The sequence below is a fragment of the Streptomyces sp. NBC_00775 genome (assembly GCF_036347135.1).
GTDB lineage: Bacteria > Actinomycetota > Actinomycetes > Streptomycetales > Streptomycetaceae > Streptomyces > Streptomyces lutosisoli.
On sequence record NZ_CP108938.1, the window covers coordinates 3,493,688 to 3,506,167 of the forward strand.

Below are 12,480 nucleotides of genomic sequence, written 5' to 3' on the forward strand. Positions count from 1 at the left end.
AAGTCGGTCGAGAAGACAGGACAGCGATGGGGGACGACAGCACGGTCGGCATCATCCTGGCCGGCGGCCGGGGGGAACGGGCGAAGCCCATCACCCTGCAGTCCGCCGACTACATCCGCAGCAAGGCACTCATCCCGTTCGCCGGCAGACCCCTCATCGAGTGGATCGTCGAGACCTGCCGTGACCAGGGCATTCGCTGTTTCTACGTGGTGGCGCAGGGAGCGGAGAACCGCAGCCAGATCAAGCTCGTGCTGGGCCACGGCGAGCGGTACGGCGTCGAGATCGACTACTCACGGGCCCGCTTCGACCAGTACAACGTGGGGTCGGGAGCCGCCACGCTGCACAACCTCGAACAGTGGAACCTCACGGGGTCCGCGCTTGTCATGCCGGTTGACTCGCTGTTCGACTTCTCGCTCGACGAGCTGCGCGCCACCCATGAAACGGCCGACGCGGTGGTCACGGTGGCCGCCGTCTCCCGCTCACCCGAGGAGATCGCGGGGAAGTACGGGGTCATGCGGACCACGGCGAACGGGCTGGTGTCCGGCTTCCTGGAGAAGCCCCAACTCGCCCGTATCCACGAGGAGTTCCCCCGCACCGGCCCCGCGCGAAGGCCGCACACCCTGCCCACCAATGCCGGGATGTATCTAATCGACTGCGCGCGGCTGCGGCTCGCCGCCCGCACCCCCGAGCTGATCCGCCTCGCCCAGCAGCGCCTGGACTGGGGCCATGATCTGCTGCCCTGGCTGGTCGGGCACGATCAGCGGGTAGCGGTCGGACCCATCGCGCGCCTGGGCGACCTGGGCAGCATCGGCGACTACCTGGGCACGCTCGGCGAGGCCCTGAACGGCCTGTATCCGTACGTGAACCGCGCGCTGGGCGATCCGCTCAGCGCCGATCCGCGGTACTGGATCCACGAGACGAGCCTGCGGACCAAGGACAGCGCGACCGGCACGACCCTCGCCCAGAAGATCGCCGAGGGCAGCGTCGTCCTCGGTCCCGGGGTGCGCATCGGCCGCCACGCGGAGATCGGCACCGACGTCCACCTCCGGTACACGGACATCGGCGACGGCGTCGATGTCGCCGAGGGCGCGCGGCTCGACCGGACCGTCGTCGGAGACGGCGCCGTCATCGGCCCGTACGCGCGCATCAGCGACTCGTACGTCGGCCCGATGGCCCAGGTGCAGTCGGACCGCCGCGCACCGGTCCGGCTCGAACAGCACACGGCCGTCGGGGACGGCGCGTACCTGTGGCCGGGGACCCGGCTCTCCGGGGTCAGCGTCTATCCGCGGCTGCGCGTTCCCGCCCTGTCCAAGGTGCCCACGGGAACACAACTCACCAGTTCGGACGACATCTTGCAGTGGATATGAAGCCCCGTCACTCGTCAGGAGAGTTCCGTGAAGAGTCCGATCGCCGTCATCGGCGGCACCGGCGGAGTCGGCCGGCTCGTCACGCGCAAGCTGATGGCGCGGGGCGAGACCGTCCGCGTCATCGGCCGCGCCACCCTGCGCGCCCGACGCCATCTGCCGCCGCTCGCCCAGTTCTTCCTGGGTGATGTGCGCGAGCCCGAGACCCTGCGCACCCCGCTGTACGGCTGTGGGGCGGTCGTCTACGTGATGGAGCCGGGCCCCGGCTCCCGCGGGTCCGGCGGCCCGGCGGGCACCCCGGAGTCCGGGGTGGTCAACACGCTCGACACGCTGCTGAGGGGCGCCGTGTCCGGCGGTCCGCGGTTCGTTCTCGTCAGCCGCCCGGACAGCCCGGGGCCCACCCAGGAGCGGTTGACCGGACGCCCCCCGGCCGGCGAGGACGCCGTACGCGCCTCGGGGCTGCCCTACACCGTCGTACGCCCCGGCCTGCGCACCGAACACGACATCGCCGAGGCCTGCGTCCAGGCACTGTTCGGCGGGCCCGGCACACGGCGGCCCGCGCCGGAGCGCGCCCTCGCCTGAGGGCGGGCGGGCAGACGGCCGGACGGACCAGAGACCAGAGAGACCGAAGAGACCAGAGGGACCGGCGCCACCGATCATCCGCACATCAGCGAGGCAAATGACCGGGGATGACACTGCATTCCCGTCATGAGACCGGGGAGAGACCATGACCGAGGCGCCGGACATCACCGCAGGACGCCCGCAGCCGCTGGGCAGCACCGTGGACGCGGACGGCGTCAACTTCTCCGTCTTCTCCGAGCACGCGACACGTGTCGACCTGCTGCTCTTCGACCACTGCGACGACCCCGAGCCCTCCCGGACCATCCAGCTGCACGCGGAGACCCACCGCAGCTTCCACTTCTGGCACTGCCACGTCAGGGGCGTCGGCGCCGGACAGGTCTACGCGTACCGCATGGACGGGCCACGTGACACGAGCAAGTCGGGCACCCGCTTCGACCACCGCAAGGTCCTGCTCGACCCGTACGCCCGCGCCAACATCAACAGCCGCTGGGAGCGGACGTACGCCATCGGTCTGGAGGACAACGTCGCGCACTCCATGCGCAGTCTGGTCGTCGACCTCGACGACTACGACTGGGAGGGCGACCGGCCGCTGCGGCTCCCGATGGCGGACACCGTCCTGTACGAGCTGCATGTGCGCGGCATGACCGCGTCGCCCACCGCGCGGGTGGCGAGCCCCGGCACGTTCTCCGGCGTCGTCGAGAAGATCCCGTACCTCAAGGAACTCGGCATCACCGCGGTCGAGTTACTGCCGGTCTTCGACTTCGACGAGACGCAGATCCTGCGTACCGGGCCGGACGGCAGCAAGCTGCCCAACTACTGGGGCTACGACCCGTACGGCTTCTTCGCCCCGCACACCGGCTACTGCACCTCGCCCCATCTGAACACGCACATCAGCGAGTTCAGGGACATGGTGAAGGCCTTCCACCAGGCGGGCATCGAAGTCATCCTCGACGTCGTCTTCAACCACACCAGCGAGGGCAACGAGTTCGGCCCGACGATCAGCTTCCGCGGCCAGGCCAATGAGGCGTACTACCACCTGTGGCCGCAGGACCGCAGTCACTACATGGACTTCACGGGCTGTGGCAACGCGGTCAACGCCAACCATCCCTTCGTGGCCAAGTTCATCGTCGAGTGCCTGGAGTACTGGGTCACCGAGCACCACGTCGACGGCTTCCGCTTCGACCTCGCCTCGGAGCTCTCGCGCGGCGACAAGGGGTACGAGATGGCCGTGCCGCCCGTCCTGTGGGCGATCGAGCTGTCCAAGGTGCTCGCCGAGACGAAGATCATCGCGGAGCCCTGGGACGGCGGCGGGCTGTACCAGGTGGGCCGCTTCCCCGGGAAGCGCTGGGCGCAGTGGAACGGCCCGTTCCGGGACGACGTACGCCGGTTCGTACGCGGTGACGCCGGGCTCGTCGGGGAGGTCGCCAAGCGGCTCGGCGGCTCGGAGGACCTCTTCGGGCCGCAGAACGAACTGCCCACCAACAGCATCAACTTCATCACCTGCCACGACGGCTTCACCCTCAACGACCTGGTGTCGTACGAGCACAAGCACAACTACGCCAACGGGGAGGCCGAGGCCGACGGCGCCAGCGAGAACTTCAGCTGGAACTGCGGAGTGGAGGGCCCCAGCGAGGAGCACGACATCGAGCGGCTCCGGGTGCGGCAGATCAAGAACCTCATGTCCGTGCTGCTGCTGAGCCGCGGTGTGCCGATGCTGCTGGCCGGCGACGAGTTCCGCAACAGCCAGGGCGGCAACAACAACGCGTACTGCCAGGACAACCCGACGTCCTGGCTGGACTGGGACCAGGCGGAGAAGGAACAGGAGACCAAGGACTTCACCCGCCGCCTCATCCAGCTGCGCGGGCGCTACCGCACCTTCCGCGAACCGCGGTTCTTCAACGGGCACCTCAACACACGGGGGCTGCCCGACGTCACCTGGCACGGCACCCGGCTGGAGCAGCCCGGCTGGGAGGACACCAACGCCCGTGTCCTGGCCTGCACGCTCGGCGGGTTCGAGGACGATCCCGATCTGCATCTGATCCTGAACATGTACCACCTGGGGCTGGACTTCGAGCTGCCCCGGATCCGTGGCCACCGGTGGCACCACGTCCTGGACACGGCGCACCGGGGACCGCACGACATCCTGCCCGCCGGCAAGGAGAAGCCGGTCGACGGCCACGCGCTGCACGCGCACGGCCGCAGCGTGGTCCTTCTCGCCTCCCTGCCGGAGAAGCCCGAGAAGCCCGAGAAGGACGGCAAGAAGGACGGCTCCCGCTGACCGAGGAGGGCGAGGGAGAGGTCAGTGGCCGGGGGCTCACCGCTCCCGGCCGCCGGAGGTCTACCGTTCCCAGCCGACCTTGGCGAAGTCGATGTTGCCGAGGCCCGGAACCCCGTAGTTGGCGAGGCCCTTGCGCACCGCCATCACCTGGGGGCGCTGATAGAGCTCGACGTCGTGGCCGAGCCGCCAGATCTCGGCGTCGGCCTGGTTGTAGAGCTCGGTGGCACGGGTGCGGTCGAGGGTTCCGGCGGCCTTCTTGAGCAGGCCGTCCAGCTTGGCGTCCGAGACCCGGCCGTAGTTCAGGAAGGCCTGCTCGCCCTTCGGCTGCTGGTAGATCGACACCGTCGACCCGGGATAGGTGAGTCCGGTGAAACGGAAGATCACCATGTCGAAGTTGCCCTTGAACAGGTACTTCGAGGCGTAGTCGTTGGCCGGCACCTTGGTGATGTCCACGGCGACGCCGGCCTGGGCGAGCATCTGCTGGATGAGCTGGGCGAGGTCGAGGCCGAGGCGGTTGGTGGCGTTGCTCAGCACGAACCGCAGCCGCAGCTCCTTGCCGTCCTTGACCCGCGGCTTGCCGTCACCCTGGCTCTTCCAGCCCGCGCTGTCCAGGATGCGCCGCGCCTCGTCGAGGTCGTACGTCCCCCACGGCGAGGAGTGGTCGGCGTACCCGGGCTGGTTGGTCATGAAGATGTGGTTGCCGAGCAACGGGACGCCGACGGGCAGTCCCTCGGCGGCGACCTGCGCCAACGCCTCACGTCTGACGGCTCGTTGGACCGCGTGCCGGACGTCGATGTCCGCCAGGGGACCGCCCACTCCGTTGAGGGAGACATGCACCTCGTCCCAGGCGGAACCGGTCCTGATCTCGCTGTCCTTGGCGCCCTTCAGCTTCGCGTAGTCCTCCGTCGTCGCCGCGTTGACCGCGTCGATCTCGCCGTTGAGGTACGCCTGCTGGGCGGCGTCGGGCAGCAGCGTACGGAAGATCACCTTGTCGAGGCGCGGTGGGGTGCCCCACCATCCGGGGTCGGGCACGGCGGTGACGGTCTGCGCCGTGCGGTCGATCGAATCGATCCTGAAGGGGCCCGCGGTGACCGGGATCCGGTTGATCCAGCCCTTGTTGAACTGGTCAGGGGTGCCGGTGGCCGGGGCCGGAAAGAGCGGGGTGAACAGCCGCTGCCAGTCGGCGTACGGGGTGCTGAAGACGACCTTCACCTCGTGCGCGTCCGCGCCCTGGCGTACGTCCTTGATCCGGTCGTATCCGGACGGGTCCGCGATGCCGAACCGGTCGTCGCCGCGGCCGAGCGCCTGCCACTGCGCCGCGAAGTCCCTTACCGAGAGCGGTTTTCCGTCCGACCAGCGCGCCTTCGGGTTCAGGTGGTAGGTGACGGTCTGCGGGGAGGTGGAGGTGAGTTCGGCCGAGGTGACGTAGTCCGGGTCGGCCTGCGGGACACCCTTCGCGTCCAGCCGGAAGAGGACGGGTTCCACCAGGCTGTCGATCTGCTCGACCTGGTCGACGGCGCCGTCGGTCTGGTTGAAGTTGTACTGCGTGACCCACTGCGGGTTCGCGAGGGTGAGGGTGCCGCCCTGCTTCAGCTGGTTCACGGGGCGGGAGTTGATGTCCTGGGAGCCGTACTCGACGGCCTTCGTGGGGGTTCCCCCGTCGGGGTGTGCGCCGCCGGACGACGTACATCCGGAGACCAGCGCCAGCATCACGAGACCGGACGCGACCCAGGACCGCCGCAAACGCGCCACACCAGCTCCCCGATTGACAGAGCGTCAACTACCCGAACTGATCTCCGATTTACGTGCCGAGACCATAGCATTGGCGTGCGTCACGCCGATGAACCGACGACCTTCCTGAGCCATGAGGAGTCACATGGTCAGGCGCCTGTCCCAGCGTCTCATCCACTGCGCGATCCTGCTGCTGGTCTCCACCCTTCTCTCGTACCTCGTCAGCTCCACCGCCCTCAGCCCGCGCGCCTATTTCCAGGACCGCCAGCCGCGCCCGCCGGCGGCCTCCGTCGACCGTGAACTCGCCACGCTGGGACTCGACGACCGCACGCCCGTCGTCGACCGGTTCGCGCACTGGTCCTGGCGGGCCCTCCACGGCGACCTGGGACGCACCATCGACGGCGAGTCGGTCAACGCCGAGTTCGGCCGGCGGGTGGGGGTCTCGGCACGGCTACTGCTCGTCGGCACACTCGTCGGCACCGGTCTCGGCGTCCTCGCGGGGGTCTGGGCTGCCGTGCGCCGGGGCCGGCTCCCGGACCGGGCGCTGACCGTCTTCTGCTTCCTCGTCCTGTCCGTGCCCACCTTCGTGCTGGCGCTGCTGTTCAAGGACGGCGCCCTCCAGCTCAACCAGGCGGTGGGACACACGGTGATCCGCTACACCGGCGAGCGCACCCCCGGCCACACCGGCGGACTGCTGTCCCAACTCCAGGACAGGGCCTCCCACTTGGTGCTTCCCGCGGCCACCGTCGCCCTCGGTTCCGTCGCCTCCTACAGCCGCTACCAGCGCGGCGCGACCCTCGACGTCCTCGGCTCCGACCATCTGCGGACGGCCCAGGCCAAGGGGCTCACCCCCGGGCGCGCGCTGCTGCGGCACGGACTGCGGACCTCGCTCATCCCGATGACCACGTTCTTCTCGTTCGGGTTCCTGACCCTGTTCACCGGCTCGGTCTTCGCCGAGCAGATCTTCGGCTGGCCCGGTATGGGCAGCTGGTTCATGGACGCGGCACAGAAGGGCGACGTCAACTCGGTGGTGGCGGTCAACCTGTTCGCCGCCGTGACGGTGCTGCTCGCCGGCCTGGTCGCCGATGTCCTGCTCGTCGTGCTCGACCCGAGGGTGCGGCGCGGGTGATGCCGGGGCTGCGCGGGCTGGCCCGCTCACCACGCGCCCTCACCGGGGCGGTGCTGATCCTGGCCCTTTTCCTGCTGGCCTTCGTCGGCCCGCACCTCACCCCGTGGAGCCATACCGACGTCGACTACACCACGCTGCGCGGCACACCGGACGCCCGGCACTGGTTCGGCACCAACCGAATCGGCCAGGACGTCTTCGCGCAGACGGTGCGCGGACTGCAGAAGTCACTGCTCATCGGACTCTTCGTCGCCCTGTTCAGTACGGGGCTCGCCGCCGCGGTCGGCACCTGCGCGGGCTACTTCGGCGGCTGGACGGACCGGGTCCTGATGTTCCTGGTCGACCTGCTCCTCGTACTCCCCGGCTTCCTGGTCCTGGTCGTCGTCGCGCCGTCGCTGCACGGGGCGGGCTGGATGGCGTACGTGGGACTGCTCGCCGCCCTCGGCTGGATGCTCACCGCGCGGGCGGTGCGGGCCATGACGCTCTCCCTGAAGGAACGGCCGTACGTCACCGCCGCCCGCCACATGGGAGTCGGCCCCTTCCTGATCATCCGGCGCCATCTCCTCCCCCACATGGCGTCCTTCCTCATCACCCACGCCACGATCGCGGTGGCCGGAGCGGTGATCAGCGAGACCGGTCTGTCGTACTTCGGCTTCGGGGTGCAGCCGCCGGACGTGTCCCTGGGCACGCTCATCGCCGACAGTACGGATGTGGCGCTCACCTATCCCTGGATGTTCTTCTTCCCGACCGGGCTGCTGCTCTGCTTCGTCCTCGCCGTGAACCTGCTCGGCGAGGCGCTGCGCGACGCGCTCGACCCGGTGGCCGTCCGGGCGGAGCTGCGCGTATGACCGGGAGCGCGATCCTCGAAGTACGGAACCTGCACGTGTCGTTCCAGGGCGCCCGACGGACCGCGCCCCTCCCCGTCGTACGCGGCGTGGACCTCACCCTGCGCGCGGGCGAGGTCCTCGGGCTCGTCGGGGAGTCGGGAGCGGGCAAGTCCGTCACCGCACTCTCCGTGCTCGGGCTGCCGCCGCCCGGCGCGGTGGTCAGCGGCTCGGTCCGGCTGCTCGGCACCGAGCTGGTGGGGCTGCCCGTGCGGGAACTCGCACGGCAGCGCGGGCGCCGGATCGCCATGGTCTTCCAGGATCCGCTCACCGCCTTCACGCCGGTCCGGCGGATCGGGGACCAGATCGGCGAGGCGCTGCGCATCCACCAACGGCCGCGCCCGGGACGGGAGTCGGCACGCCGGCACGCCGTCGAACTCCTTGAGAGCGTGGGGGTGCCCGAGCCGGACCGCGCCGCGCACGCGTACCCGCACGAGCTCTCCGGCGGCCTCCGCCAACGGGCCATGATCGCCATGGCCATCGCCAACCGCCCGGACGTCATCGTCGCCGACGAGCCCACCAGCGCCCTCGACGTCACCGTGCAGGCGCAGGTCCTCGACGCGCTCAAAAAGGCCCGAAAGGCGACCGGCGCCGCGCTCCTCCTGGTCAGCCACGACCTGGGGGTGATCGCGGGAACGGCCGACCGGGTGGCGGTCATGTACGCCGGCCGCATCGTCGAGTCGGCCCCGGTGGACGAGCTCTTCGCCCACCCCCGGATGCCGTACACCCTGGGCCTGATCGGCTCGGTACCGAGACTCGACGGTGCCGGCACGCTCACGCCGGTCCCCGGCACCCCGCCCGCCCCCGGCAGGACGGGCCCGGGCTGCTCCTTCGCACCGCGCTGCCCGCTGGCGGACGAGGAGTGCGAGCGGGGGGAGCCCCTGTTGGGTGAGGTGGGCGGGGGCGCCTCGGAAACTCTGGCCGCCGCCTACGAAAGCAGCCGTGACGCGGAGCCGGGCCCCGGCAACGGCAACGGCAACGGCAACGGCAAGCATGACTCCGGAGACGAGCCCTCATCCGCGCCCCGCAAGGCCCCAGCCTCAGCCTCAGCCCCCGCGCCCGTACCGACGCCGACGCCGACGCCGACGCCGACGCCGACGCCGACGAGCGTAAGCAGTCGCCCCACAGACAGGCTCCAGCCCCAACTCGCCTCCCCCCAGGCCCATTTGGCAGCCTGCCTCCACTCCGACACCCTCGCGAAATACACCGCGGCCGAGTTGTTCCCCGCGTCCGCGCAGACCGGTCGACCCGGGCGTACGGCGGCGCGGGCGGAGCCGGTCCTGCGCATCACGGGTCTCGTCAAGAGCTATCCGCTGTCCCGCCGGTCGGCCGTACGGCCGCGGGGGCGGCGCTCCGCGGACGATGCCGCGCCGCACGCCGTGGAGCGGGTGGATCTCGACATCCGGCGCGGCGAGACGGTCGGGCTGGTCGGGGAGTCGGGGGCCGGCAAGTCCACGATCCTGGCGCAGGTGATCGCGCTCGCGGCGCCCGAGGCGGGCCGGATCGAGGTACTCGGCCATGACACGGCCACCCTGGGCCGGGCCGAGGTCCGCAGGCTGCGCGGTCGCGTGCAGCTCGTGCTGCAGGACCCGATGGCCAGCCTGGACCCGCGGATGACGGTGGACGCCATCCTCGCCGAACCGCTACAGGCCCAGCGGGCCACCAAGGAGCACATCGACGCGCGTATACCGGAGTTGCTCCGCCAGGTGGGGCTCGACCCCGGCGCCGCTCGACGTCATCCGCACGCGTTCTCCGGCGGCCAGCGGCAGCGCATCGCCATTGCCCGCGCGCTGGCCGTCGAGCCGGACCTGCTGCTCCTGGACGAGCCGGTCTCCGCGCTCGACGTCTCCGTGCAGGCGGGGATCCTCGACCTGCTGCGCCGCCTCAAGCGGGAGCTCGGCCCGGCCTGCCTCTTCGTCTCGCACGATCTCGCGGTGGTCCGGCAGATCGCCGACCGGATGGTGGTGATGTACGGCGGCCGCACCGTCGAGTCGGGGGACGTCACGGAGGTCTTCAGCAGGCCCCGGCACCCTTACACCAAGGCCCTGTTGTCGGCGGTGCCGCTGCCCGACCCCCGCGCGGAGCGCACCCGCGAGCGGATCATCCTGCCCGGGGATCCGCCGGGCGCGGGCCGCCGCACCACCGGCTGCGGATTCCGTACGCGCTGCCCGGTGTACCAGGCGTCGGGCCCGCGCGCGCGGCAGCTGTGCGAGCAGGAGACGCCCGAGCCGCTCGGCGCGACCGCGTCCAACCCGCATGTGGCGGCGTGCCACTTCCCGCACGAGGACGACGAAGTGCCCCTCCGACGCCCGCAGGCTTCGAAGGGGCACCCCCTGTTCACCGACCGGTTCACCGATCCGTCCAGCAATCAGTCCTGCGGCCGGTCCCGAGACCCGGAGTCCTGATCCCGGGGTTCACCCTAGGTATCGGGAGATGCTTCGAATGTGACCCTGGGTGGAGCACCTCGTCCCGTACGGTGCGCAGTTCCTCGGCAGGAGCCGCCACGTCCGCGGCGATCTCAGGGCTGTCCGGCCTGACGTATCACGTGTGGCTGCGCACGACTCCCGTACCGGCACAGTCACCTGCCATCGTCAGGTCACCGAGGAACGTCAGCGCCTCGTCGGCGTAGGCGAGTTCCATCGGCGGTTGGTACACCTTGGTCGTCAGCAGCAACCACCGGCAGTACCACCGGTCAACGGGACGTACGTCACCTCGGAAGCCGGTACACCCGTGGCACCCGAAGCCGCTATCCCAAATCCGCTGACAATAATCCCGAGCACAAAAGCCAAGGCCGCGACGAACAGAAAGATCCGTCCCTTCATTACTCCACCTTTCGAATCTCGCGGTAAATTGACACAATGAGTCAAGTTCAAATTACTCAGTCGGTCAAGTCTAGATTTGGTAAAAGATGATGTTGCATGGGAAATCGGAATATCTACATCCACTTCGAAGGCGAACGAGGCACTTCACATGGGACCATTGGGGGTTAATTGACCAAATGCCAAGCGCACCTCCGACTTGACTGATTGACGTGCGACAGTCAAGCTGGTAACTTGGCTTTGTAATATGGAATGTCAGGAACTCCAGAAGGAGTCCAGGTGGACTACACCGAGGCGCAGACCCCCACAGGCCTTGGCGAGCGCATGAGGACACTCCGCACCAGGCACGGACTGAAGCAGCAGGACCTGGCCTCACAAGACGTTTCGATCAGCTACATCTCCTTGATCGAAGCAGGCAAGCGCACACCGTCGGACGCGGTGCTCGCCACCATCGCCAACAGACTCGGAAGCTCCGTCGAATACCTCCGCACCGGACGGGACGGCCACGAGCTGGGAGAGACGCACCTCAAGGTGGCGTTCGGCGAGATGGCCCTGCGCAACGGGGCCAACGGCGAAGCCCTGCAGACCTTCAGCGAAGTCCTGGCCCATCGCTCGGCCCTGGACGCCTCGATGACGCGCCGCGCCCTCGTAGGGCAGGCCACCGCGCTTGAGAAGCTGGACCGCCTGGAAGCCGCGATCCCGATCCTTGAAGAGCTGTTCCGCGACCCCGCGCTCGCCGCCGGCTCGGACGACTGGTGCCAGATCGCCGTCGCTTTGTGCCGCTGCTACCGCAACTCCGGTGACATCGCGGTCAGTATCGAGATCGGCGAGCGGGCCCTGGCCGAGCTCGACTCCCTGGGCCTCGATGTGACGATGGACCACATCCAGCTCGGCTCCACGCTCATGGGCTCCTACCACATGCGGGGCGACCTGACCCGGGCCCACCTGCTCGGCGAGCGCCTCATCCCGGCCTCCGAGGCGGAGGGCTCGTACGCCGCCCGAGGCGCCGTCTACTGGAACGCGGGGCTTGTCGCCAACTCCCGGGGGAAGCTGAACGAGGCACTCGCCCTGGTCGAGCGAGCCCTGGCCATGATGGCCGAGGGTGACAACCAGCGCCATGTCGCCGCTCTCAAGATGAACTTCGGTTACCTGCTGATGCAGAGCGACCACCCCGATCCCGACCGGGCCAAGGACGTCCTCGAATCCGCCCAGCAGTCCCTGGCCGAGGTCGGCAACGCCGATGAGCTCGCCCGGTGCGAAGTCCTCCTCGCCGACGCGGACAAGGCACTCGGGCAGTGGGACGACGCCGTGGCGCACGCCGAGCGGGCACTGGGGCTGCTCGGCACCGAGCCCCGGGTGCTCTCCGCGGGCGCACGGGCGACACTCGCCGAGGTCCACTTCCTGCGGCAGGAACCCGAACTGGCGCTCCAGTACCTGCGGGCAGCAGCTCGCCAGCTGCGGCACTTCCCGCCGTCCCGCGAGGCCGCCATCAACTGGCGTCACATCGGCGACCTGTGGCAGCGCCACGGCGGAGACGTCAGGGAAGCCCTCAAGGCCTACGACATGGCGCTCTCTTCGGCCGGCGTTGCCCCCAGCCCCAACGTTCAGGTCCCCTCGCTCGCCGACGACCGGCGGTAGCCAAGGCCCCGTCCCCATCCAGAACGCCCCGCTCATCGCCCCTCACCGTCCTCTCCTC

At 69.5% G+C, this 12,480-nt stretch carries 8 protein-coding genes; 7 read left to right on the plus strand and 1 reads right to left on the minus strand.

Features of this window, described 5'->3' with window-relative positions:
* Positions 1-26 precede the first annotated feature (26 nt).
* The 3 genes from OIC96_RS15460 to glgX all read left to right on the plus strand — a co-directional run bounded on the left by OIC96_RS15460 (position 27) and on the right by glgX (position 4,224).
* Complete coding sequence (locus tag OIC96_RS15460; RefSeq protein WP_330307272.1) at positions 27-1,367, plus strand: NDP-sugar synthase; 1,341 nt, start codon at positions 27-29, stop codon at positions 1,365-1,367.
* A gap of 27 nt (positions 1,368-1,394) precedes the next feature.
* Complete coding sequence (locus OIC96_RS15465; RefSeq protein ID WP_330307271.1) at positions 1,395-1,946, plus strand: SDR family oxidoreductase; 552 nt, start codon at positions 1,395-1,397, stop codon at positions 1,944-1,946.
* Between the two features lie 145 nt (positions 1,947-2,091).
* Complete coding sequence (gene glgX, locus OIC96_RS15470; protein WP_330307270.1) at positions 2,092-4,224, plus strand: glycogen debranching protein GlgX; 2,133 nt, start codon at positions 2,092-2,094, stop codon at positions 4,222-4,224.
* Between the two features lie 60 nt (positions 4,225-4,284).
* On the opposite strand, the gene OIC96_RS15475 is transcribed toward glgX, so the two are convergent.
* Entirely contained in the window at positions 4,285-5,976 is a 1,692-nt protein-coding gene (locus OIC96_RS15475; protein ID WP_330307269.1) for an ABC transporter family substrate-binding protein, read from the minus strand.
* Positions 5,977-6,100: 124 nt separating this feature from the next.
* Here OIC96_RS15475 and OIC96_RS15480 point away from each other — a divergent pair, with 124 nt between their 5' ends.
* The 4 genes from OIC96_RS15480 to OIC96_RS15495 all read left to right on the plus strand — a co-directional run bounded on the left by OIC96_RS15480 (position 6,101) and on the right by OIC96_RS15495 (position 12,422).
* The gene (locus OIC96_RS15480) at positions 6,101-7,084 is read left to right on the plus strand and encodes an ABC transporter permease (RefSeq protein WP_330307268.1); all 984 of its coding nucleotides are present in this window, start codon (positions 6,101-6,103) and stop codon (positions 7,082-7,084) included.
* Positions 7,084-7,929 (plus strand): ABC transporter permease, encoded by an 846-nt coding sequence (locus OIC96_RS15485; RefSeq protein WP_330307267.1) that lies wholly within the window; start codon positions 7,084-7,086, stop codon positions 7,927-7,929. Before OIC96_RS15480 ends, OIC96_RS15485 begins: the two co-directional genes overlap by 1 nt.
* Positions 7,926-10,370, plus strand: a complete 2,445-nt coding sequence (locus OIC96_RS15490; RefSeq protein ID WP_330307266.1) for an ABC transporter ATP-binding protein — start codon at positions 7,926-7,928, stop codon at positions 10,368-10,370. Before OIC96_RS15485 ends, OIC96_RS15490 begins: the two co-directional genes overlap by 4 nt.
* Before the next feature lie 693 nt (positions 10,371-11,063).
* Positions 11,064-12,422, plus strand: a complete 1,359-nt coding sequence (locus OIC96_RS15495; RefSeq protein WP_330307265.1) for a helix-turn-helix domain-containing protein — start codon at positions 11,064-11,066, stop codon at positions 12,420-12,422.
* The last annotated feature ends 58 nt before the right edge of the window (positions 12,423-12,480 follow it).